Source organism: Vibrio sp. 10N.222.52.B12, assembly GCF_002875385.1.
In the GTDB taxonomy this organism is placed as follows: Bacteria; Pseudomonadota; Gammaproteobacteria; order Enterobacterales; family Vibrionaceae; genus Vibrio; species Vibrio jasicida.
The window spans coordinates 15,670-37,096 of the sequence record NZ_MDAW01000166.1; the positions used below are offsets into that span (position 1 = coordinate 15,670).

At 45.3% G+C, this 21,427-nt stretch carries 24 protein-coding genes; 10 read left to right on the forward strand and 14 right to left on the reverse strand.

Translation table 11 applies throughout. The annotated features are described in order from the left end of the window. Nucleotides 1-27 precede the first annotated feature (27 nt). Entirely contained in the window at nucleotides 28-2,070 is a 2,043-nt protein-coding gene (locus BCT11_RS26275; protein ID WP_039977293.1) for a cache domain-containing protein, read from the reverse strand. Further along, the gene (locus tag BCT11_RS26280) at nucleotides 2,060-3,511 is read right to left on the reverse strand and encodes a sigma-54 dependent transcriptional regulator (protein ID WP_038872736.1); all 1,452 of its coding nucleotides are present in this window, start codon (nucleotides 3,509-3,511) and stop codon (nucleotides 2,060-2,062) included. The genes BCT11_RS26275 and BCT11_RS26280 overlap by 11 nt, the downstream gene beginning before the upstream one ends. Nucleotides 3,512-3,854: 343 nt before the next feature. Between BCT11_RS26280 and BCT11_RS26285 the strand changes: the two genes are divergently transcribed. The 6 genes from BCT11_RS26285 to BCT11_RS26310 all read left to right on the forward strand — a co-directional run bounded on the left by BCT11_RS26285 (nucleotide 3,855) and on the right by BCT11_RS26310 (nucleotide 8,822). Beyond that, on the forward strand, nucleotides 3,855-4,673 hold the full coding sequence (locus tag BCT11_RS26285) for a substrate-binding domain-containing protein (protein WP_005441551.1): 819 nt from the start codon (nucleotides 3,855-3,857) through the stop codon (nucleotides 4,671-4,673). Nucleotides 4,674-4,679: 6 nt separating this feature from the next. After that, nucleotides 4,680-5,378 (forward strand): ABC transporter permease, encoded by a 699-nt coding sequence (locus tag BCT11_RS26290; RefSeq protein ID WP_005427748.1) that lies wholly within the window; start codon nucleotides 4,680-4,682, stop codon nucleotides 5,376-5,378. Between the two features lie 43 nt (nucleotides 5,379-5,421). Next, nucleotides 5,422-6,141, forward strand: coding sequence for an energy-coupling factor ABC transporter ATP-binding protein (locus BCT11_RS26295; protein WP_102389728.1), 720 nt, complete (start codon nucleotides 5,422-5,424; stop codon nucleotides 6,139-6,141). Next, the gene (gene mobA, locus BCT11_RS26300) at nucleotides 6,119-6,706 is read left to right on the forward strand and encodes a molybdenum cofactor guanylyltransferase MobA (protein WP_198594004.1); all 588 of its coding nucleotides are present in this window, start codon (nucleotides 6,119-6,121) and stop codon (nucleotides 6,704-6,706) included. The genes BCT11_RS26295 and mobA overlap by 23 nt, the downstream gene beginning before the upstream one ends. Next, a complete protein-coding gene (locus BCT11_RS26305; protein WP_102389732.1) occupies nucleotides 6,703-8,481 on the forward strand; it encodes a bifunctional molybdopterin-guanine dinucleotide biosynthesis adaptor protein MobB/molybdopterin molybdotransferase MoeA in 1,779 nt (592 codons plus the stop codon). Before mobA ends, BCT11_RS26305 begins: the two co-directional genes overlap by 4 nt. A 74-nt stretch (nucleotides 8,482-8,555) precedes the next feature. Continuing rightward, nucleotides 8,556-8,822 (forward strand): DUF2960 domain-containing protein, encoded by a 267-nt coding sequence (locus BCT11_RS26310; protein WP_005441547.1) that lies wholly within the window; start codon nucleotides 8,556-8,558, stop codon nucleotides 8,820-8,822. Nucleotides 8,823-8,898: 76 nt separating this feature from the next. Here BCT11_RS26310 and BCT11_RS26315 read toward each other — a convergent pair whose 3' ends face one another. From BCT11_RS26315 to BCT11_RS26325, 3 genes are all read right to left on the reverse strand, one after another. Further along, entirely contained in the window at nucleotides 8,899-9,396 is a 498-nt protein-coding gene (locus tag BCT11_RS26315) for a hypothetical protein (RefSeq protein WP_102389734.1), read from the reverse strand. Nucleotides 9,397-9,609: 213 nt separating this feature from the next. After that, nucleotides 9,610-10,518 carry an N-acetylglucosamine kinase gene (gene nagK, locus BCT11_RS26320; RefSeq protein WP_045423516.1) on the reverse strand — a complete coding sequence of 303 codons (909 nt, stop codon included), beginning with the start codon at nucleotides 10,516-10,518 and terminating at the stop codon, nucleotides 9,610-9,612. A gap of 173 nt (nucleotides 10,519-10,691) precedes the next feature. Then, a complete protein-coding gene (locus tag BCT11_RS26325; RefSeq protein ID WP_102389736.1) occupies nucleotides 10,692-11,441 on the reverse strand; it encodes a tRNA-uridine aminocarboxypropyltransferase in 750 nt (249 codons plus the stop codon). Between the two features lie 183 nt (nucleotides 11,442-11,624). Here BCT11_RS26325 and BCT11_RS26330 point away from each other — a divergent pair, with 183 nt between their 5' ends. Both BCT11_RS26330 and BCT11_RS26335 read left to right on the forward strand, forming a co-directional pair. Continuing rightward, nucleotides 11,625-12,443, forward strand: coding sequence for a sterol desaturase family protein (locus BCT11_RS26330; RefSeq protein WP_102389738.1), 819 nt, complete (start codon nucleotides 11,625-11,627; stop codon nucleotides 12,441-12,443). Further along, on the forward strand, nucleotides 12,440-12,664 hold the full coding sequence (locus BCT11_RS26335) for a hypothetical protein (RefSeq protein WP_039977298.1): 225 nt from the start codon (nucleotides 12,440-12,442) through the stop codon (nucleotides 12,662-12,664). Before BCT11_RS26330 ends, BCT11_RS26335 begins: the two co-directional genes overlap by 4 nt. A 6-nt stretch (nucleotides 12,665-12,670) precedes the next feature. On the opposite strand, the gene BCT11_RS26340 is transcribed toward BCT11_RS26335, so the two are convergent. The 6 genes from BCT11_RS26340 to BCT11_RS26365 all read right to left on the reverse strand — a co-directional run bounded on the left by BCT11_RS26340 (nucleotide 12,671) and on the right by BCT11_RS26365 (nucleotide 17,120). Then, the gene (locus BCT11_RS26340) at nucleotides 12,671-12,889 is read right to left on the reverse strand and encodes a hypothetical protein (protein ID WP_039977299.1); all 219 of its coding nucleotides are present in this window, start codon (nucleotides 12,887-12,889) and stop codon (nucleotides 12,671-12,673) included. 42 nt (nucleotides 12,890-12,931) lie between these two features. Then, nucleotides 12,932-13,312, reverse strand: coding sequence for a hypothetical protein (locus BCT11_RS26345; protein WP_102389739.1), 381 nt, complete (start codon nucleotides 13,310-13,312; stop codon nucleotides 12,932-12,934). 201 nt (nucleotides 13,313-13,513) lie between these two features. Continuing rightward, nucleotides 13,514-13,840 carry a YceK/YidQ family lipoprotein gene (locus BCT11_RS26350; protein WP_039977300.1) on the reverse strand — a complete coding sequence of 109 codons (327 nt, stop codon included), beginning with the start codon at nucleotides 13,838-13,840 and terminating at the stop codon, nucleotides 13,514-13,516. 150 nt (nucleotides 13,841-13,990) lie between these two features. Next, nucleotides 13,991-14,467, reverse strand: a complete 477-nt coding sequence (locus BCT11_RS26355) for a hypothetical protein (RefSeq protein WP_102389741.1) — start codon at nucleotides 14,465-14,467, stop codon at nucleotides 13,991-13,993. Next, nucleotides 14,464-14,880: an NUDIX domain-containing protein gene (locus tag BCT11_RS26360; RefSeq protein ID WP_102389743.1), complete on the reverse strand. Its 417-nt coding sequence runs from the start codon at nucleotides 14,878-14,880 to the stop codon at nucleotides 14,464-14,466. The genes BCT11_RS26355 and BCT11_RS26360 overlap by 4 nt, the downstream gene beginning before the upstream one ends. A gap of 221 nt (nucleotides 14,881-15,101) precedes the next feature. Continuing rightward, nucleotides 15,102-17,120 carry a methyl-accepting chemotaxis protein gene (locus BCT11_RS26365; RefSeq protein ID WP_102389744.1) on the reverse strand — a complete coding sequence of 673 codons (2,019 nt, stop codon included), beginning with the start codon at nucleotides 17,118-17,120 and terminating at the stop codon, nucleotides 15,102-15,104. Between the two features lie 139 nt (nucleotides 17,121-17,259). Here BCT11_RS26365 and BCT11_RS26370 point away from each other — a divergent pair, with 139 nt between their 5' ends. Next, the gene (locus tag BCT11_RS26370) at nucleotides 17,260-17,748 is read left to right on the forward strand and encodes an NlpC/P60 family protein (protein WP_198594005.1); all 489 of its coding nucleotides are present in this window, start codon (nucleotides 17,260-17,262) and stop codon (nucleotides 17,746-17,748) included. A 34-nt stretch (nucleotides 17,749-17,782) separates the two neighbouring features. Here BCT11_RS26370 and BCT11_RS26375 read toward each other — a convergent pair whose 3' ends face one another. The 3 genes from BCT11_RS26375 to BCT11_RS26385 all read right to left on the reverse strand — a co-directional run bounded on the left by BCT11_RS26375 (nucleotide 17,783) and on the right by BCT11_RS26385 (nucleotide 20,198). Continuing rightward, nucleotides 17,783-18,127 carry a DUF3802 family protein gene (locus BCT11_RS26375; RefSeq protein WP_038875014.1) on the reverse strand — a complete coding sequence of 115 codons (345 nt, stop codon included), beginning with the start codon at nucleotides 18,125-18,127 and terminating at the stop codon, nucleotides 17,783-17,785. A gap of 140 nt (nucleotides 18,128-18,267) precedes the next feature. After that, nucleotides 18,268-19,230, reverse strand: coding sequence for a diguanylate cyclase (locus BCT11_RS26380; protein WP_102389746.1), 963 nt, complete (start codon nucleotides 19,228-19,230; stop codon nucleotides 18,268-18,270). Further along, on the reverse strand, nucleotides 19,230-20,198 hold the full coding sequence (locus BCT11_RS26385) for a response regulator (protein ID WP_038872772.1): 969 nt from the start codon (nucleotides 20,196-20,198) through the stop codon (nucleotides 19,230-19,232). The genes BCT11_RS26380 and BCT11_RS26385 overlap by 1 nt, the downstream gene beginning before the upstream one ends. Before the next feature lie 224 nt (nucleotides 20,199-20,422). Here BCT11_RS26385 and BCT11_RS26390 point away from each other — a divergent pair, with 224 nt between their 5' ends. After that, a complete protein-coding gene (locus BCT11_RS26390; RefSeq protein ID WP_102389748.1) occupies nucleotides 20,423-21,289 on the forward strand; it encodes a fructosamine kinase family protein in 867 nt (288 codons plus the stop codon). Nucleotides 21,290-21,427: the final 138 nt, after the last annotated feature.

A 21,427-nucleotide genomic window follows, 5' to 3' on the forward strand; every position in this document is an offset into this window, starting at 1 on the left:
GGACTCATAGTCAGTTCAAGAATAGCGCTAAACAATATTCATAACGTCAAGTAGCAACTCGGCTTTTTTAGGCAGGTAGATACTGAATGTGCTTCCTTTGCCCCATTCCGATTCAGCTTTTAGTTCGCCGCCTGTTTGGCTAAGAATACTTTGCGAAACAGAAAGCCCTAGACCAGTACCGTCACGCTTAGTTGTATAGAACGGCGAGAAGATACGACTTAAGTTTTCTGGCTTGATACCGCAACCTTCATCGGTGACATGAATCGCTGCGCCTTTCAGTTCGCCGTCTTCAATCCAATCTTCACTTACGACGGTTAGCTTACCTCTGCCGTCCATCGCATGAATGCCATTCATCTGCAAGTTCACCAGAATCTGCAACAAGTGGTGGCGATTGATCTCGACCGAAGTATGAGCCTGTAAATCGGTGACAAACTCGATGTCGCGCTTCTTAGTACCGGTTTTAACCAGCGTAATACTCTCATCGATGATTGGGTTCACGTGTTGCCACGTAATTTCGTCTTGCACCCCACCCTGACGGCTGTATTGCAGTAAACTACGCGTGATATTACGAATGCGGTCAATTTGAGCGTGAATGGCGTCAATTTCTTCCTGAACGCGGCTTGCCTCTTCACCTAACTCAAACTGAATCAATTCAACGTTACCCAGAATCACTGCGGTTGGGTTGTTAATCTCGTGTGCAATACCCGCAGTTAACTCACCCAGTGCGGCAAGCTTTTCGTTGACCACCAGTTTGTCACGCGTTTGGTTGAGCAGCTGAATATGGAGTTCGAGCTGTTCTGTTTTTTCCTTCAAACTCGCTGTACGTTTTTGAACTTTACCTTCAAGTTGCATCGCAGAGTTTTTAAGCTCGACTTTACGATCTTCAAGTGCATCCAACATATTGTCGAATTGGCGAGCTAACTGAGCCAGCTCGTGGTGTTCGTCTAGTCCGAGGGGCCCAATACGTTTTTCTTTACCCAACTGAACTAATTTCACGACTTTATGGATGCGTTCAATTGGACGGAATAAGTCTCGTGAGCCTCGATATACCATCACACCAGAAACTAAGAGCAGCATTAAAGTGATCAAGCTTATCTCGACGATATTGGTCATGTAGGCTTTTACGAATGGCCACATCAAGTAACCGGTGTAGAGCATACCGATGACATTATCGTATTGGTCTTTGATTGGCTGATATGCCGTGATATACCAAGCATCGTAAACAAACGCGCGGTCGACCCATTGCTCACCTTCCTCCAATACCTTGTTGTACACCTCAGAACTCACTCGCGTACCAATAGCGCGTCCCAAACGTTGATCACTGTCCAAGGGAACGTTGGTGCTGACTCGAAGATCATCCAAGAATACCGTCAGAGTCCCCACTGGACGGAGGGTGTCGTTATCGCTCAAATAGATAAGATCACGAATTTGATCGACCAATACCGTGCTGTTGTTGAGCAGCAAACCTCCATCTAAGAAGCCAATTAAATCATTCTGCTGGCTGTAAACCGGTATTACGGTTCGACTCACCAAGCCACGCGCTTCCACACCACCATTTTTTAGAATCGGTACTTCAGCACGTTTTGCGAGTTCGGGGTCTAGCTTTTCCAGTTCTTTTCTGTCCAGAACATCGAAGAAAGATTCGCGCTTGGTTAAATCCATAAAGCGGAATTTGTTTTCCATCGAATTAACACGTTGGAAGGACAAAAAATCCAACCCGTAGCGTTTCTTCTGCGCAGTAACCCACTTTTGCAATTCTGCTTGTGGGACATTTTGGTTCACTCGGGTACGAAAATCATAAGAGTCCGCGAACGATTTCACGTAGTTCGCTTGTTTTTGTTGTAGCAAGGTGATGCTGTTATTGGCCACACCAAGACGTTCTGATACGTCCAGCAGCGCATTTTGCCACGTATAGTGAATCGACCAATAGATCGTGATACCGATCAATGCCAATGATGTTAAAAAGATTGGCGCAGAGGTCAAAATCAATAATCGATAGCGCACCATTGTTTTGAACCGATACGCCCATTTAGACAATCCCTTGCGTTGCTGCCAAGTACTATTCGGCATAATCCTCGTCCTCAGAGTCCCACTCTTTGTATTTGCGCTCTAGGGTTTTTCTTGCCACACCCAAATCACGTGAAGCGGCAGATTTATTGCCCTCATGAAGAGTAACCACTTGTTGTATATGCGCTTTTTCAACCTCTTTTAGCGTCCAAGTGTTTGGATAACCTTCACCGCTGAACTCTCTGCCCTCTTTGAATGTTGGCAGCTCTGCAGTATGAGAAACCGTAATCGACACGTTAGGCAGCGCATGTCCTCCATTCAATTCACGCCAATGGTGCGCGGGCGGTTTGCCTAACAAGATGCAGCGCTCAATGAGGTTTTTCAGCTCACGAATATTACCTGGCCATTCGTACTCACTCATCGCTTCCATATCCTCATGCGCCCACTTCGGTGCTTGCATACCCAGTTCGCTCGTTAGCATGTTGCTAAAATAAGGCACAAGCTCGAACAAATCGGTTTTGCGCTCACGCAGGGGAGCGACTTCGATCTTCAACACGTTCAAACGGTAGTAAAGGTCGCTACGGAAGTTGCCTTTGTTGACCTCTTCTTGCAGATTACGGTTGGTCGCCGCGACAATGCGCACATCAATGCTGATTTCGCGTTCAGAACCGACCGGACGAATGGTACGCTGCTCTAACACGCGCAGCAGTGACGCTTGCATGGATAACGGCATTTCACCAATTTCATCAAGGAATAATGTACCTCCGTTCGCTACGCGGAAAAGGCCTTCGCGAGACTTTTTAGCGCCCGTGAAAGCACCTGAGGTATGCCCGAATAGTTCACTCTCTAAAAGCTCTGGTGCAATCGCACCACAGTTAAGTGGGACAAATGGCCCTGTGCGACCACTCGCTTGGTGAATGCCGCGCGCAACGAGCTCTTTACCTGTTCCCGACTCACCTTCGACCAAGACTGATGCGCGAGAAGGCGCAAACTGGGTAATCAGCTGTTTGAGTTGACGGGTTTTCTCAGAGCCGCCAATGATTTCTGACGTGTGAAGACGCTGATAGTCACGTTTCATCGCGTATTGCATGCGCTCAGTCAAACGACGATCCATACAGCGGCTGACCGCTTTCAACATCTGCTCTAGGTTAAACGGCTTGAGGATAAAGTCCGACGCACCAAGCTGTAGTGCTCGAATCGCAATTTCTAAGTCTGCGTAACCGGTCATAAAGATGACGTCCGCGCGCTTGTCATCGTCCTCAAACGCTTCTTCCCATTCAATCCCCGAACGCCCTGGCAAGTTGATATCCAACAGAATCAAATCGTAGTGGCGTGAATTACGCAGTTCTTCCGCTTCTTCAATGCTGCCCGCTGTATCGACTTGCGAAAACAGTTTGCCCAGAGCCTTTTTAAGGATGGCTTGCATACCGAGTTCGTCATCAACGACCAGTACTGAAAAAGCGTTGTATTGTTGGTTTGTACTAATATGGGATTGAGTAGACATATTTACCCCAGTTGGATTGGAATGGGACAGAGTGTACCAAGTTTAAACAGAGATACCCTACAAAAAGTGCGACATTTTGTACCAACGCAAATTTTTATGCAAATAAGTCCATGAATTAGCGCATAAATCAAACATTTTGAGCTTGTAAAATGTTGGCATCTTGTTTGCTATATGGAGTGTCCAAGTGACCTCAGGATGTGGGAGACATCAATGCAATATCATCGCTTCTCGCTCCCTCACCCTAAGGTGGCTTGTGATTTGAGCGCTCACTGACGCTCTGGCGACTTCTTTAGTAACCCAAGACTTAAGAAGCCAAAGAATCATTGGAAAGGAAACAACTAAAATGAAAAAAATTGCGCTGACTCTAGCTGCAACGTCAATCACTCTTGTAAGCTACTCTGCTTTTTCAGCTCAAGATGGCGAACACATTCGTCTGGCGACAACAACAAGTACTTACCACTCTGGCTTACTGGACTACCTACTTCCTCAATTTGAAAAAGACACTGGCTACAAAGTAGATATCATCGCTGCTGGTACTGGTAAAGCGCTGAAGATGGGTGAAAACGGCGACGTTGATTTGGTTATGACACACGCTCCTAAAGCAGAAGGTGTGTTTGTTGAGAACGGCTACGGTGTCCTTCCTCGTAAACTGATGTACAACGACTTCGTTATCGTTGGCCCTAAAGCTGACCCAGCACAAGTAAAAGACGATGCGTCAGTACTAGACGTATTCAAAGAGATCGCAAACAAAGACGCGACATTCATCTCGCGTGGCGATGATTCTGGTACACACAAAAAAGAATTGGGCATCTGGGCGCAAACTAAGATGGAACCAAACTTTGGTGGCTACCGCAGCGTAGGCCAAGGCATGGGTCCTACTCTAAACATGGCGTCAGAAATGCAAGGCTACACCATGACTGACCGTGGCACTTGGTTGGCTTACCAAAACAAATTGGATCTTGCGATTCTATTCCAAGGCGACGAAAAACTGTTTAACCCGTACCAAGTGATTTTGGTGAACCCAGAGCGTTACCCAACCATCAACTACCAAGGTGCGAAGGCTTTCAGTGACTGGTTGGTGAACCCACGCGGTCAAGAGCTGATCAATGGCTTCCGTCTGAATGGTAAACAATTGTTCGTTGCGAATGCTGAGAGCAAATAACGCAATATGAATCTTGCTGATACAACACTAGAAGCCCTGCGCTTACTGGTGAATTTTGATGCAGACCTATGGGAGATCGTTGCGGTCTCCTTTAGTGTTTCTATTACGGCAATATCTTTGGTGGTATTGCCGTCTATTTTGATGTCTTTTGTCCTAGCCTACACCGACTTCCGTGGTAAGTGGTTCTTGTTGTCCATCGTCAACACACTACAAGCTGTCCCTACGGTAGTGATTGGCTTGCTGTTGTACATGATGCTTTCAAGAGCAGGCCCTTTGGGTGATTGGCAAATGCTGTTTACGCAAAAAGCCATGATCCTAGGGCAAATGATCGTCTGTTTTCCGGTTCTGGTTTCCATGATGCACGGTGCGCTTCAATCGAGTGACCGTCGCGCAGTTGAAACAGCAATTACGTTAGGTGCGTCAATACCTCGTATCGCTGCTACTATGATCTGGGAGACACGTTTTCCTTTATTGGCGGCTATCATTGCGGGATTCTCACGAATCGTCACAGAGGTAGGCTGTTCAATGATGGTTGGTGGCAACATTATGGGCGTAACCCGTAATATTCCGACTGCCATTGCTATGGAAAGCAGTAAAGGTGCTTTTGCGCAAGGAGTTGCATTAGGAATTGTATTACTATCGTTAGCGTTAGCGCTCAACTTCCTCTTATCGAGCATGAGAGGCAAAGGCTATCTAAGAACATGAAGCAAGCAATCGACTCGCCATCGACCCAATGTAAGGGTGAATTATGACTATAAAAATTACCGCCGAGCAATTGTCCATGCGCTTTAAAGAGCGTGTGCTTTTCCACATCCCTGAATTGGCCATTGGTCCAAACGACGCGATTTACCTAAAAGGTGACAATGGCGTTGGTAAAACCACCCTACTCAAGATCCTTGCAGGTTTGCTCAAGCCTTCAACGGGTAAAGTGGTGGCACCAAAAGATACGTGGTTGAAGAAGTGGACGCGTCGCAATGGTCGTGTTGATGTGATTTATCTCCATCAGTCTCCTTACCTTTTTGACGGCACTGTGTATGAAAACGTCGTTTATGGAGTTAAATATCAACAAGACACGGCAAAAGATAAGCGAGCTCAAGTTATTAGTGCGCTGCGCATGGTAGGGTTAGAAACCTTAGCCGACGAACACATCTCTGTATTGTCCGGCGGTGAAAAGCAACGCGTAGCAATGGCACGAGCTTGGATCTTAAAACCATCGATTTTGCTGATGGACGAACCAAGTGCCTCTCTCGACCAAGAGTCGATTGAACGTCTGGTTATCATGGCAAAAGATCTGCTTGATCGCGGTTCTAGTATTGTTGTGACTAGCCACCAAACGAACGCGTTGACGGATTTATGTAAAAAACAGTGGTGGATTAAAGACAAGACTTTGGTAGAGTCTCCACTCTTGTATGTCATACCAAAAGAAACATCCCAAGAGAACGCATATGCTTCAGCCAACACAAACTAGTTGGGTCATTTTGGCTGGTGGTCAAGCCAGCCGTATGGGTGGAAAAGACAAAGGTCTGATCGAACTGAATCAGAAGCCACTCATCGAACACGTTATCGAACGTTTATCTCCGCAAACACCGCGCATTCTAATCAATGCGAACCGAAACCAAGACGCCTACGGTGCGTTTGGTTTCGTCTTCAGCGATCAATTTAAAGATTTCCCAGGTCCGATGGGCGGTATCCACGCGGGCTTGGTTCATGCAGAAACCGACTGGGTTGGCTTCGTTCCTTGCGACAGCCCACAAATCAACACTGATCTTGTTAAGCGTTTTTGTAATGCAGTAGAAGAAGACACCGATATTTTGGTTGCTCATGATGGCGACCACCAGCAACCCGTCTTCACGCTTTATCACAAGCGCGTACTGCCAAAACTGACCGCGTTTTTAGAACGTGGCGATCGTAAGATCATCCTACTCTACAAAGAGTGCAACACCAGTTACGTTGACTTTAGCGACTCACCAAACTGTTTCGTCAACTTAAATACGCCTGAAGAATTGGCGCAATTTGGACAACTTGAATCATGAAACACACGCTAAACATCCCTATTCTTGGTTTTGCTGCGTACTCTGGTACGGGCAAAACTACGCTACTTGAAGCATTACTACCAAAGTTGACCGAAGCAGGTTTACGCATCGGTATGCTAAAGCACGCTCACCATAACTTCGATGTCGACCAACCGGGCAAAGACAGCCATCGCCTACGTAAAGCAGGCGCATCGCAAATGCTGATCTCTTCTCGTAACCGCTTCGCACTGATGACAGAAACGCCAGAGTCAGAATCGGAGTTTGATTACCTACTAACGCGTTTCGACGAAGACAAGCTAGACGTGGTTCTAGTGGAAGGCTGCAAAAACATTGCGTTCCCTAAGATCGAATTGCACCGTGAAGAAGTCGGCAAGCCTTGGCTTCATCCAAACGATGACAACATCATCGCGATTGCTTCAGACAGCGGCGAATTGGACTCTGAACTGCCACAAATGAACATCAACGATCTTGAAGCGATTGCTCAGTTCGTTATTCAGTATGTTCAAGAAGCGAAAGCGCCAAAGAGTAAAGAGAAAGAAGCCGCTTGCTGCGATACCCTTTCTCCAGCTTTCCTTTCTGTCGTTCAAGGCCAAGAAAAGATCCTATCTTTGGTGAACACGGTTGCTGAAACCGAAGCGTGCAAGATTGAAGGTGCATACGGTCGTGTGCTTGCAAAGCATGTTGTGTCACCAGTGAATGTTCCGCAATACACCAACTCAGCGATGGACGGTTACGCCATTCGCGGTGATGACGTCGAGCGTGAAAGCTACCAAGTGGTTGCTGAAGTGATGGCGGGTCACGCTTACGATCAGCCTTTAGAAGTTGGTCAAGCGGTTAAGGTCATGACGGGCGCTCCAACACCTATCAATGGTGATACTGTTGTTATGCGTGAACAAGCTTCCCAAGATGGCGATACTGTCACGTTCAATGGTGCGGGCATCAAAACCGGTCAAAACGTTCGCCAAGCGGGCGAAGACTTAGCAATTGGTAGCGATGTGTTTACTGCGGGTACTCGCCTAGCCTCTCCTGAGATGGGCATGATTGCTTCTCTTGGCTTTGGCAAAGCGAACGTGTTCCGCAAGTTGAAAGTTGCAGTGTTCTCTACCGGTGACGAAGTTCAAGCGCCGGGTACAGAACAGAAAGCGAATTCAATCTACGATTCAAACCGTTTCACCATCATGGGCATGTTAGAGAAGTTAGGTTGCGAGATCTTGGATTTCGGTATCCTAGAAGATAACGAGCAGTTGATGATTGAAGCGCTTGAAAATGCTTCTGCGCAAGCCGACGTAGTGATGACTTCTGGCGGAGTTTCCGTTGGCGATGCGGATTACATTAAGCTGGCATTGGACAAACTGGGGCAAATTGATTTCTGGCGTATCAACATGCGCCCTGGTCGTCCGCTTGCGTTCGGTCAAATCAACGATAAGCCTTTCTTTGGTTTGCCGGGTAACCCTGTGGCTGTGATGGTTTCATTCATTAACTTTGTTGAGCCTGCGCTGCGTAAGATGCAAGGTGAACAAGGTTGGAAGCCACTTAAAGTCAGTGCTATTGCGACAGAAAATCTGCGCTCTCGCCAAGGCCGTACCGAATTTAGCCGTGGTATCTACGAGCTAGACGAAACAAGTCGCCTAACGGTTCGCACAACGGGTAAACAAGGCTCTGGCATTCTGCGCTCAATGAGTGAGGCGAACTGTTTGATCGAAATCTCCCCTGCTGTTGATACAGTAAAAACGGGAGAAAGCGTGACAATTATCCCACTTCAAGGCAGAATCTAGGCCGATTCAGAATTCAAAGGTCAGCACGTCTGACCTTTTTATTGATAACAGAAAATTTTTTCAGAGAGACAGCTATGGCTCGCACCATTCTTTACACTTACAAAGACCAAGACAAAGAACTGACGTTCTCGTACCAGCAACACCGCAACATTCAAGAAGCAGTTGCAGAGGCGGAAGGTATCGATATCACTGAGTACCTAAAGATGGAGCAGCAAATCGAAGCAGTATCTGACACCAAGGCAGTGCGTAACTACCGCGACAATCATTTCAGAAAACTTGGCTTTAGCAAAATCACCCTAGCTCAAAAAGAAAACTTGGGCGTAGGCAAAAAGAAAAAATAAGCCAAGCTATACAGACCAAAACAAAAACTCGCGATTCGTCGCGAGTTTTTTATGCATGTAATCTAAAGGCAACACACTATAGCTGAGGCTCTACAATCACAAACTGGTTCGTCCCCGCAATTGGCGCATACCAATCACTGCCTTGAACGTAGAAAGTCGCCCCATTAACGGTCACCGTGATTGCTTCATTCGGCAACACATCGACTATCTTACCTGCCATCCCCTTATTTGTTATGACAGCGGTACTCGCTGTATTCACTTCGCTCTGTACAGATACCGGAGGCTGCTCCACATAAATATACTGATCGCCACTTCGCTTGTAATAGAGATTATCAAGGACGGCATAAGTGATCCCCGCAATCACTAGATAAGTCGCGGTTCTCGGAATTTTATTGTAGTGGTATACGCGATGAACTGGCGCTTTATAAACAGGACGGTAGACAGGCTTTACCACCACCACCTTCTTTCCATGCTTTGGTGGCTTAGGCGCTGGAGGCTTGGCAAACGTCGGTGAAACCATACCAACTAAGGCGATGCTAAGAACGCCATAGCGTAATTTTGATGAGTTGAACATCTTCATTCCTACTGTTCATGGAAGCAATACAAACAGCTTATCAATCGAGAGTTCAAGGGACGTAAACGAAGCGTAAAGCTGGGTAAAGATGGTAGCTCAGTTATACAAAGCAGCAGTATGGATCGACAAAATAAAAAGCCTCGTTTCACCTTAAAGGAAAACGAGGCTTTCAATGTAGGTCTAAGTGTTTTCGCTTACCGAAAACTCAGACAATTATTTGATGTTTAGGAACGCAGCACCACGCACGCCGCCTGAATCACCGTGTTTTGCTTTGATGATCTTTGGACATTTCGCCACAGAAAGCAGGTACTTAGGAATGCGTTTTGGCATCTCTTCGTAAATCAGTTCGAAGTTAGATAGACCGCCGCCTAGTACAACAACGTGTGGGTCAGTCGCAGTAAACAGGTTAGCGAAGCAGATTGCTAGAAGCTCCATAAAGCGCTCAACGTGTTCAACCGCTTTTGCTTCGCCTTCTGCGTGTGACTTAATGATATCGATCGCTTTTTTCTCTTCGCCGTAGTAATGCGCGTAAAGAAGCTCGAAACCACGACCAGATAGGTAGCTATCTAGACAACCTTTCTTTTCACAACCACAACCTAGTAGAGGCGCGTTGTCGCCTAGGTGGAACCATGCGTCGATAGGAAGACGCGTATGACCTACCTCACCCGCCACGTGGTTACGGCCAGAGAATACTTTCCCTTCGTAGATGAAGCCGCCGCCAAAACCAGTACCAAGGATCAAACCTAATACAGATGGTTCATCTTGAAGGTTTTCATCCCATGCTTCAGAAAGCGCGAAACAGTTTGCATCGTTTTCAATTTTTACGCTGCGACCGATTTTAGCTTCAAGATCAGCACGAAGTGGTTTGCCTTTTGCTGCAGGTACGTTAACCGTTAGTACAGTTGCATCATCAGCGTCTTCCATCCCAGGAAGGCCAAGACCAATCGTACCTTCACAACCAAATTCCGCATCGTATTTGTTAACCAGACCTGCGATAGTTTCTACCAGCAAATCGTAGTTGTCTGTTGGTGTTGGTACACGTTCAGTTGCTACACGCTCAAGTTTTTCGTTAAACGCACCAAACTCGATTTTAGTGCCACCGACATCAAAGCCGTAATACATGCAATTCTCTCCTAAAAAGCTCAAACGACTCCCAAAAAATGCTGGAGTCAAAAAAGATAAACTCCGAGCATTATCCATATCTGTACGCCTGCAAACCGTGACCGAATGCAGATTTATCCCCTCGTTGAAGCCAGTTGAACAACAAGCCATCAACAAAAGTTCATTCCTTAGAGTTAGCTCTCGATTTTAGCCCACTCTTTGAAACGTTTCAGATGCGGTCGAGACCAGTCGGTTTTCACGCGAGTTTTCGTCAGCATGTAGGTTTCACGGAAGGCTTCAAACCACAATTGCAGACACTCCGAAGCTTGCTCTTCACCTGCTTGTTTGAATACTAACGTCGCGACCTCTGCTGTAGACAGATGCTGCTCATTGTCCGAGCAGCGCATGATGTATTCAGACAGTGATTCCGGCTCAATAGAAAGCACAGGCAAAGATTTAAGAAACTCTGAACGGCGAAAGATCTTGCGCGCTTCTCGCCAGCTACCATCAATGAAGATCAGTAACCATTTTTTATCTGAGCCATCGGAAGCCTTCAATCGCTCTGGATTCAAACCATCCAATAAACGCTCAGGCTCATCCACGTAATCTGCTGGGAACACAACCACAGGTTGATAAGCATCGTTTTCTAGCAGTGCAAGCATATCTTGAGAAGGCTCGGTACGATTCCATTGATACACGTAGGTCTCTTGAATCGTATCAGCAATTAGACGCCCGGTATTGCTTGGCTTGAACACTTCGTTTTCCGATACGACCAGCATGCAGGCAATATTGGATTCGATGTTCGGCTGAATGTCGCACAAACAATATTGCTCAGAAACCTGACAATATGGACAGCGAACCACTTTACAGCCACGAGCGTTAAACGGCTTCGTTGAGATAGATTGACGGTGCTGGTATAAACGATGGAAAGCGTGGATTCTCATGGATAGAAAGTGCCAGTTAGAATAAGTGCATGTATGAAGTAGAGCGCGATTCTACTTGCATCGCCAGTGAGTCTCAAGAAATGCTCGTAAACGGACTGATATTCACATTCCTTTCTTATCGGTGAAAGATACGGTGGAGTCTTAAGGTCTTAACAAAAAAGCGAATCAATCAAGGAAATTAGCGTGACCGAAACTGCATTTAACGACCCTTCTTGGCTACGACTCAGCATCTTTATTGGTGTTTTGTTGCTTTGTACTCTGTGGGAAAACAAGCTACCGAGAAAGCAGTTGACCGTCGACCGTTCATTTCGCTGGTTTAATAACCTCACATTGGTCGCACTAAATAGCGTCGTTATTGCCGTTGTCATGCCTATTGCCGCTTTCCAAGCAGCCATCATCGCTTATGAAAACCAATGGGGTCTACTCAATGCACTCTCCTTCCCGACTTGGTTAAATGTGCTGATAGCCGTTGTGTTACTCGATCTCATCATCTACCTACAGCATTTAGTTTTCCATCGCGTTAAACCGCTGTGGAAACTTCACCGCATGCATCATGCAGACTTGGATATCGATGTCACAACCGGAACACGATTCCACCCGATAGAAATCATTCTCTCAATGATTGTAAAAATCGCTGCGGTGTTTGCTTTAGGCGTGTCTCCTATCGCCATCGTGGTGTTTGAAATCGTATTGAATGCTAGCGCGATGTTTAACCATAGCAATGCAAAGCTGCCACTACCTTGGGATGCGAAGTTACGCAAATTGGTTGTGACGCCAGACATGCACCGCGTGCACCACTCTGTCATCGTGCGCGAGACACATTCAAACTTTGGCTTCTTCTTGTCGATATGGGATCGTTTGTTTGGCACCTACCGCGCTCAACCAGAGTTAGGTCATGATGATGTTGTGATTGGTGTTCCAGAGATCCGCGACAAAGACGAGCAAAGATTGGATAAACTGATCACCCAACCATTTCGTTATAAGGAAAAGTCTTCCTCATGAGCAGTTCAATAAAAGTGAATGTGTTTGGAAAGATCATGCTTGCTGAATGCAAAGATGGGATTTGGACGCTTTATATCGATTCAGAAACTTCGATAAAGCGCCCAATCAGAGACTTTGTAGTGCCACCCTTTCTTGATGAGGACGAGTTGCTGACCTACCTAGATGATATGTATCACGAACACGCGACCGCAACTCATCCCAATGTATTTCGGATTGAATAGAAACCGTTAGGCTTTAATCAAATCGCGTTTTTTGTTTGATTGGGTCACACCAACAAACAAACCGATAATCCCAAGAACAATTGAAGAGATGGCGAATACACTCACATCCTGTTGTTTATTGATGGCTGCGTAAACAAATGCAGCACCAAAAAAGATTGCGCCAAAACTAAAGCCCGATAGCGCGGCAAAAACACCGAAGCTCGCCAGCTCCTTAAAGTTATCCATAACACTTCCCTGTTTAAAAATACGTAATATCGAATAAAACAATTACCGGAATATCTGACGTGAGTGGCGATGCTTTTGCGAATTCCACAGCCAAATTGATACTCCAATAGAAAACCCTAACAACAACGTTTGCCATTGCAGCTGTCCACTGCTCTCCAATACGCCCAATCCATAGTGCGCATAAGAGTTAAAGCCTACGCTGCTCAACATAATCACTAACAGTAAAACTAACCCAGTCCGGCGGTGCCTAATCAGCAAATAAACGGCGAGTAAATCAAGGAGACCAAGCGCGCTCCAATACATGTTTAACCAGCCTGGGGCAAAATCGTAAGGCAAAAAGCCATCGACAATATTGTCGTAAATGTGGATGACACCACCCACGGTCAGGCAAAGGCATAGGAGAAACAGTACGAATTTATCCATTATCGTTTCCTTTCCTTATCTGAATGAATGCGCAAAGCATATAGAAATCAGCTAAATAATTGTAATTTCGACGCCATTTTTGAGAGCGACAGTGCCTTTAAACCGTACGTGAGAGGTTGAAAGAACAAAAATGGCTGTTCTTCCTTATCATTTCGCTCCTGATAAAAGCATAGCGTTTGGTTTGATGGTTCGCTTGAAAGCTTAATTAACCTCTATTGGCCCTTTCTGCGCCTGCATCGTTATTGTGTATGGTAGGAATAAGGTATCAGCCAACGCTGAAAAAGCAGTATCAAACACAAAGAAAGGCACCCCATCTAGTTTGGAACCCGTGTTTTCAGAATAGCTAGGCTCACCATTCAACAAACACATGTTGTAATTCACTCCACTATAAACTCTTGGAATTTCCTTGCAGTAGCTCCGTTTCCCCTCATGAGAGATTCTCACATGATTGTTTGTTGGGTTTAGGGTCTCTATCGTGGCACAACCTTGCAACACAATGGCTGCCAATATGACGAGTCGTTTTTTCATGAACTTTCCTTGTTTGTGTTTCCTTCGTGAGAATGATTTACGTATTTCTTTGCTTACTGCTGATAAACGTGAGATGTGACGTTTGGATGTGGTTTAGAAGCTGCAACAAATCTCCCAGTGAAATTGTCGGGAACGAGTAATAGCCAAACGTCAATATTGCTCCCCCTCTTTAGTCTTCGCATCAATGAACACAAACTTCATCGAAGGAGGAAAGATAAAAGCATCATCACATCGATAACCTCTTAGCCAAACACCATCATCCCGCTTACGCAAATACAAACCTCTGGGATAGGTCTCTTCCTGAGCAAGAGGCAAAGAAGCGAGCGTTATGTATTCGTCTTTTGTGAGCGAAATACCTTGAAGTAACAAGTATGGTGCGACGGCGAGCGGACAAGGCTCTAGCCCTTTCAGAGCTGCATGAGCAAGAAGCTCAGCCAGCGTTGCGCCAAAAGGTGCCCCCAATTCCGAAGGCGTTGTTACCAATACAGACAATGTCTGGCCACCTTGTTTGGTTTGTATCATTTGGTCTTCAAACAGCTGTAAGGCAAACGGATTGAATTGAATGCGTTGTTCTTTGAGTTCTTTAAGTAACTCTGCATTCGTGTGATTACCGATTTCAACTTTCACTTCATTGCTCCAAGGCGGATAAGTTCACGAACCTGTTCTAAAGCACGTTGAAAAACAGGATGCGCACGAGAAGAAATGTCGTTCGCAACTTCATGCCAAAAGAATTCGAAATCATGCTCACCATCGTCTTGAGTGTGGAAGACCCAATGTTCCGGCAATGCTTCACATTCACACAAAACGAAATGCCAAAGTTGCTCTTGAAACCCACTCTCCCAAGCCCCTAAGTAGGTTGTGTGATTGACCAATTCAATACCCGACTCTTCTGCCAATTCTCTTTTTGCCGCACTTAAGAAGTCGCAATCGAAGGGTTCAACAGTGCCTTTCACCAACTGAACGCCCGCAAGAGGATGTTTGAAAAGAAGAATCTCGCGGTTTTGTTTTCGCAATACCAGAGGACATACTTTAATAACCAACGAATATCTCCTCATTCTGAAGGCATATTTGTGTTGCGAGATATTCTAACAACCCTGAAGCGACAACAAAGAATTAACAAATACTAATGACACATTTCTCCCGTGCCGTTAATCAATTTGCGATTTGGGTCACTCACTCTTGGAGTCAAAAAATAAAAAGGCAGAGCGATGCCCTGCCTTTGATCGTATTGGAAGTTGGTTTGGTCTTACCTAATGCTGGATCAACTCACCTGATGCAGTTCGTATTTATGCAGCATCGCTTGTTGATGCCCCGCGATGTCTGCGACTTGCTCTGAGCTTTCAACCATGGATTCTAATTGGAGTTTAGTGTATTCACCTTGGTCAGAAATATGTGTAATGGCTTGCGATACATCGGCTGTTGCTCGTTCTTGCTCTTCTGTCGCAACAGAAATCTGTTCGACACGTAGCTGTATATGTCGAACCGCCGCATCGATATCCGAAAAAGCCGACTTTACTTCATGACTCGATTGAAGTGCATGCGCCATCTCTTCACGCGACTCACTTACCGCTTTACGTGAACGTTCTGCGGCAGCCACCAGCTCATTCATCATCTCTCGAATATTTGTGGTTTGTTGGGACGTATCACTCGCTAACTTGCGTACTTCATCGGCGACGACTGCGAAACCTCGTCCTTGCTCCCCTGCACGCGCCGCTTCAATCGCCGCATTCAAAGCAAGTAAGTTGGTGTTATCAGCAATACCACTGATCATATCTACCATCTCGCGGATCTGCTTAACTCGTTGGTCGAGTTCTAACATCGACCGCTCGTTCAAATTAAGGGAGCTTTCAAGAGACTCCAAACGCTGACGGTTTTGCTCTACCACACCAACCCCCTTCACTGTGTGTTCTGTCGCTAAATGCGAATCTTCGGAAGAGGCATTTGTCACCGTCGCGATCTCTCTAATCGATGCTTCTAACTGAGTAATGGTCGTCACCATGCTCGCTAGCGCTTCATTTTGCACAGTTAAGCTTTGATTTGTTTGCTCGGCCGCATCGTGGCTTATCTCAGCGGTTTGGTACAAGGTTTCGCAGTTACGTGTGACGGTAGAAATCGAATCGTGTGTTGAATCGATAACTTGATTGAGTTTGCGTGCGACTTCTTTAAGCTCAAACGGGCCAATCTCTTGCGCTCTATCTCGGAAATCATGTTCCGTTAAAGCGGAGAGACGAGTAAGGATGTTTTTCAACCCTCGATTGATCCAAGTACGGAGGCCAAACCAAGTCGCTAACACCACAAGCGAGATGACGCCAGCGGCAACAACAACCATTAAGCTGACGTTTTGAATGGTACTGTGGACAATAGTTTCACGCTCATCAATCAACGCTGAGGCGGAATCAGATACTTGGTCGAGCAAATACATGGTTTCGTTTGAGAGCTGAGAGGCACGTTGAAACTCCACTTTTTGCTGTTCGCTCTGTTCGAGTTTCGCCAGAATCAAACGCAAAACCCCTTCATCTTTGAAGCCTGCCTGTACCATCTCATAAGGTGCTGTTAGGCTGGCGAACTCAGTCACTTCAGGGTGCCATTCTTTGAAGTCATCGTAAGCGAGATTTATACCAGCGATACGGCTTCGCATTTCTCTGTATTCTTGCTCCGCTTTCTCTAGCTCGGTTTGCATCATCATGACCAAGAAAGTGCTTTCCATCGAGCTCGCGGATGCAATGAAGCGATTTGCCGCATCACTCGATTCAGGGTTGTCGTTGCTGAGAAACGAGCTGATACGGTTCATCTCTGGACCAATCGAACTTAACCCATACCGAAACCCACCAACGGCCGAGTTAATGTCGCTTTGCATTTGAATCACCGCAGATTGTTTCGATAAAATGGAATTGGTGACTTGATGCAACTCCTGAACATTTACTTGTAACATGTTAGATAAATGTTCCGCGACTCCCGATGTTTGTTCTATTAAACCTTCAGTTTGCTGTGCGAGAGCGTCAATTTTGGCGGTGATGAGAGGAAGTTCATCTGGATCAGAAATTTGCATTCCATAGTTAAGCAACTTTACTTGCTCTAAAACATTTCTTGTCAGTGTCGCATTTGCCATCGCCATCGGTAACGCTTTTTGAGACAACTCTTCAAATTGTTCGCCAACCTGCTCCATTCCTTTGAAACTTGAGACAGAAAGGGCTATAACAAGAGCGATGATAGTTAAAAATGTTGCACTGATCGTTTGAATCAGTGAAAAAGAAAAGCGTAGACGTTTGCGCGTTGTCATAATCAATTAATGTTCTTTCTTGGGTTTGAATCAACTTTCCGTTTATTCGTCACAGAAGTGAGACAAAACGTGATTTGCTGCCCATACTAGGTATTGGTCATGACATTAATATTTCAGTTTTAAGTTGTAGGGATGACAGGTGGGTGATGTGCGTCGTATTTATTTTCCTTTGATAATCAGTGTACTACTTAGTGCATGTTCGTCCGCCCCCGATCCAGAAACACAAGCTGAGGTCTCTCTTCCTGTTACTGAACTGCTCTCCGACAATCGGGGCCTGTTCAACTTTTATGATGAGTGGGAAGGCACGCCTTATCGCTTGGGTGGAACCAAAAAGTCTGGTATTGATTGTTCTGCCTTCGTACAGAAAGCCTTTGTCGAGGCATATCAAATGTCGTTACCAAGAACGACAAGACAGCAATCTAAGCAAGGCGTAGAGATGAGCTGGTCAGATGCACAACAGGGTGATCTAGTGTTTTTCAAAACAAGAAGAACCACTTACCATGTTGGTATCTATCTAGGGAATAAGCAGTTTATGCACGCTTCTACATCGAAAGGCGTGATCATTTCAAGAATAGACAACCCTTATTGGGCATCGAAGTTTTGGCAAGTAAGAAGAGTTACCATGTAACTCCTCTTTAGATCGAAATGACGAGAGACTAGATTCAATCGTAAGTCGCGACAGCGGTATCAAATAAGTTTTTCACTAGCGCAATGTATTCATCAAGGAATGCAATTTGCTCGTTGGTCGCTTTCTTACCCCAAACGCCAGCTAACACTTCGCCAAGGTCTTCAACGACGGCATCCGCTTCTTTAAGTAGCTTGAAACGTACACTTGAATGCAGTTCTGGGTTTTGTTCGAAAATCGCCATGATGTTCGACGCCACCATGTCATTCACGACATCTTCGATGCTTTCTGATCCTGTGTCACCAATTTCAGACGTGAAAATATCTAAGTTAAGTGACAGGTGCTCTATAAGAGCGAGATATCCATCGGTTTCTACAACCACTGTTTTTCTCCGTTTAATGCAAGCCTTCGAAGATGAAAGCGAATTAGTTTCAATAGTAAGACATGCCGAGAAAATTTCATTAACTTATTTCATATTAACAAGCATTGATGCGCCAACTGAATGATTTTTATCCAATTAGGTTAGTCGTCTTGATGACAACAAGTCTGATTGCGTCCATTCTCTTTCGCACGATACAACGCTGCATCGGCACTCTTCAGCCATTGTGTGTGACTCTCAAAGTTAGATTTATACTCGCAAACACCGATACTTATCGTGTAGTTAATCAAAAAGTCTTCAACTTTCACGATTTCTTGCTCAATTCGTTTTCTAAGACGCTCTGCGAAATAGGACGCTTGGTCTTGGTTGGTATGTGGCAATAGAACGGTAAACTCTTCTCCACCAAAACGCCCACACACGTCACTACTGCGCGCGGTTTTACGCAATAAACTGGACGTCCGACGGATCACTTCATCCCCAGTATGGTGACCATAGGTATCATTGACTTTTTTAAAATGGTCGATGTCAAAAATAACCAGTGAGCACGCCCCTTCCATCACTTTAAGTTGATTGAATTCTTCCTTCAGTGACTGTTCCCAATAAGCACGGTTAAATAATCCGGTTAATCCATCTTTGCGGCTGATTTCAGACAGGTGTTGGTTGGTTTCTCTTAAGTGGATTCTATTACGCGCGGTTTCCGAGACATCGTTGATTTGAATGGCTATGTGGCTCACCTCGCCTGATAACGAGCGTAACGGCGTGATAACAATATCTTGGAACATCAAATGACTGCTGTTGGAAACCGGCGAAAAGTTGTTGAATTTAAAAAGGTATGGACGGTTTTCCCAGCTTGAAAATGAACGAGTTTCTAAATCCGCGGACGTCTTGAGCTTGGTCTCTAGCCAAGTTCGAGGTAAATCTTGGAAATGGTCAAACAAACATTCACCGAGGATATTCTGCGATAGTATGCCACTGTAAGACTGCATAAAACTGTTCCACACGCAGACTTTATAGTCTTCATCTAAAACGATGAGCCCTGAGTCCATGGTATCGAGTATTTGGGTAACCCAATGAAAGTCTGCTATGTCCAGCGTAATTTCGGACATTAGATTAGCTCCATAATTTCATAGATGATTTCTACGGATGATTTATCTATCAAAAACAGAACTTCACACTCAAAATCGAGCGCCTCTGCCATGTAGGTGTATTCGATGGTAAAGAGTTCACCAGATTCACTCTTCTCTTCATTGTATGGAATGACGTTTTCTATAATGGCAGGCTGGCGCAACGAAAATTGCTTATCCAACTGTGTACCCAGTGACGTTAAGAATGAAGATACCAAAAGATTCGACACATTCAGGATAATCTCGTTGTGCCGAGTGAACTCAAGCAAATAACCAAGGCGCTCTCCGATTTGATTGATGTCTTTGCCACGCAAACAAACTAGAGCTTCACCATGGATACCACCACCAACAAATCGCTGAGCAACGGCAACTGAACTGTCTCGACCGATCACATCCACTAACGTCATATGCAGTTCTCCATACGACAATGGACCAACGTGGGGCACTGGCAGTTGAATGAACTCATGAAGATGGTCGGCCATAATCGCAGCACCCTTACCTAACGCGATGTTGGCGACTTCACGAAATTTCGCCAGAGGGGTAATCTCAATTTCGGGGGCTGGCGCTGCATTCCCACTCGAGCTAAATGCGTATTGCAACCCTAACGTTTCGTATAGCGGGATAACCTGTTCTTCTGACAGAGGCTTGGCGATAAAGTCGATTGCGCCAAGATCTAAACAACGTTGTTTAGCCTCTTGCTGAACGTCACCAGAAATGATGACAACTTGAGTGGGATAATTGCTGACCGGTAGAGACTCTAGTACCTCGAACCCGTCCATAATCGGCATCGTTAAATCGAGAAACAAAACGTCAATATTTTGTTCCGCTAGAATCGTCAACGCTTCGTAACCGTCTTGGGCTTCGATCAGGTGCAATGATGTTTCGTGTACGATGGAACGGGATATCAACTTTCGTGCTACCGCCGAATCATCACAAATCAGTATTTTCATGCCACCAATGGAACTAAAGTCAAAAAAATAATAATACTCGTTGTATACCAATAGCTCCATATGTTAAGTCCATAAATCATAGGGTTATAGGCGACATGATTCACACTTATGCACATTTTCTACTATATGCAGCAGTTTTATTGTCGAAGTTTGCTCAACTGCGCGTCAATCTTCCGCCGTTTATCCTAAACTATTGTTGGTCAAATAGATAAGCGAGGTTTTGTATGTGGCAAGCAATATCGCAACAGCTTTCTGATACCTTGATGTTCGAATATCAAATCACTGAGAAGACACGCCTCTCTGGTGGAGACATCAGTGAGAGTTACATGATCAATGACGGAGAACAGCGCTATTTCGTCAAACTCAATGATCGAGACTTTTTATCTAAGTTCGAAGTTGAAGTAGAAAGCCTTCACTTGTTACGTGAAACCTCGACGGTGTTTGTCCCTGAAGTCGTGTTAGCGGGCAAAACCAAAACCCACTCATTCTTGATCCTGAATTACCTACCAACCAAACCACTTGAAGATGCAAAGCACAGCTTTAAGTTTGGCCAGCAACTGGCGCGTTTACATTTGTGGGGAGAACAGAAAGAGTTCGGATTTGATTCCGATAATTACATAGGCTCTACCCTTCAACCAAATCAATGGCATAAAAAGTGGTGTGTCTTTTTTTCTGAGCAACGGATAGGTTGGCAGTTACAGTTGCTGAAAGAAAAAGGTGTCACCCTCGTCGATATCGATGACTTTATTGATGTGGTGAAACAGCTTTTAGCCAATCACGCTCCAGAGCCATCATTGCTTCACGGTGATTTGTGGAATGGGAACACGGCATTGACACCATTTGGCCCTATCTGCTTTGACCCAGCTTGCTATTGGGGAGATCGTGAATGTGATATTGCGATGACTGAGCTGTTTGGTGGGTTCCAGCCGGAGTTTTATCAAGGATATGAATCCATTGAGCCATTACCCGCAGGCTATGATGAACGAAAAGACATCTACAACCTTTATCACATCCTCAATCATTGTAACTTGTTCGGAGGCCACTATCTTGAACAGGCCCAATCGATAATTAAGAAGATTATTTCTTATTGATCTGGAAGGGAAAGATCATTGCCGAATGTAAAAATTCGACGCATATCACCCTAGTTTGAGGCCCCAAGCTCAATCATGAGTTTGGGGTCAACTTTTGTACTTATTTCGACTCAATTAGCAACAACAGCACCTAATATT

What these genes read in the sequence shown, in the direction of transcription:
- BCT11_RS26345 (WP_102389739.1), bottom strand. Translation starts at nt 13,312, where the DNA reads ATGGATAAATTCGTACTGTTTCTCCTATGCCTTTGCCTGACCGTGGGT.
- BCT11_RS26310 (WP_005441547.1), top strand. Translation starts at nt 8,556, where the DNA reads ATGGCTCGCACCATTCTTTACACTTACAAAGACCAAGACAAAGAACTG.
- BCT11_RS26390 (WP_102389748.1), top strand. Translation starts at nt 20,423, where the DNA reads ATGTGGCAAGCAATATCGCAACAGCTTTCTGATACCTTGATGTTCGAA.
- mobA (WP_198594004.1), top strand. Translation starts at nt 6,119, where the DNA reads ATGCTTCAGCCAACACAAACTAGTTGGGTCATTTTGGCTGGTGGTCAA.
- BCT11_RS26325 (WP_102389736.1), bottom strand. Translation starts at nt 11,441, where the DNA reads ATGAGAATCCACGCTTTCCATCGTTTATACCAGCACCGTCAATCTATC.
- BCT11_RS26380 (WP_102389746.1), bottom strand. Translation starts at nt 19,230, where the DNA reads ATGTCCGAAATTACGCTGGACATAGCAGACTTTCATTGGGTTACCCAA.
- nagK (WP_045423516.1), bottom strand. Translation starts at nt 10,518, where the DNA reads ATGTATTACGGCTTTGATGTCGGTGGCACTAAAATCGAGTTTGGTGCG.
- BCT11_RS26290 (WP_005427748.1), top strand. Translation starts at nt 4,680, where the DNA reads ATGAATCTTGCTGATACAACACTAGAAGCCCTGCGCTTACTGGTGAAT.
- BCT11_RS26295 (WP_102389728.1), top strand. Translation starts at nt 5,422, where the DNA reads ATGACTATAAAAATTACCGCCGAGCAATTGTCCATGCGCTTTAAAGAG.
- BCT11_RS26305 (WP_102389732.1), top strand. Translation starts at nt 6,703, where the DNA reads ATGAAACACACGCTAAACATCCCTATTCTTGGTTTTGCTGCGTACTCT.
- BCT11_RS26315 (WP_102389734.1), bottom strand. Translation starts at nt 9,396, where the DNA reads ATGTTCAACTCATCAAAATTACGCTATGGCGTTCTTAGCATCGCCTTA.
- BCT11_RS26335 (WP_039977298.1), top strand. Translation starts at nt 12,440, where the DNA reads ATGAGCAGTTCAATAAAAGTGAATGTGTTTGGAAAGATCATGCTTGCT.
- BCT11_RS26350 (WP_039977300.1), bottom strand. Translation starts at nt 13,840, where the DNA reads ATGAAAAAACGACTCGTCATATTGGCAGCCATTGTGTTGCAAGGTTGT.
- BCT11_RS26340 (WP_039977299.1), bottom strand. Translation starts at nt 12,889, where the DNA reads ATGGATAACTTTAAGGAGCTGGCGAGCTTCGGTGTTTTTGCCGCGCTA.
- BCT11_RS26275 (WP_039977293.1), bottom strand. Translation starts at nt 2,070, where the DNA reads ATGCCGAATAGTACTTGGCAGCAACGCAAGGGATTGTCTAAATGGGCG.
- BCT11_RS26280 (WP_038872736.1), bottom strand. Translation starts at nt 3,511, where the DNA reads ATGTCTACTCAATCCCATATTAGTACAAACCAACAATACAACGCTTTT.
- BCT11_RS26385 (WP_038872772.1), bottom strand. Translation starts at nt 20,198, where the DNA reads ATGAAAATACTGATTTGTGATGATTCGGCGGTAGCACGAAAGTTGATA.
- BCT11_RS26365 (WP_102389744.1), bottom strand. Translation starts at nt 17,120, where the DNA reads ATGACAACGCGCAAACGTCTACGCTTTTCTTTTTCACTGATTCAAACG.
- BCT11_RS26285 (WP_005441551.1), top strand. Translation starts at nt 3,855, where the DNA reads ATGAAAAAAATTGCGCTGACTCTAGCTGCAACGTCAATCACTCTTGTA.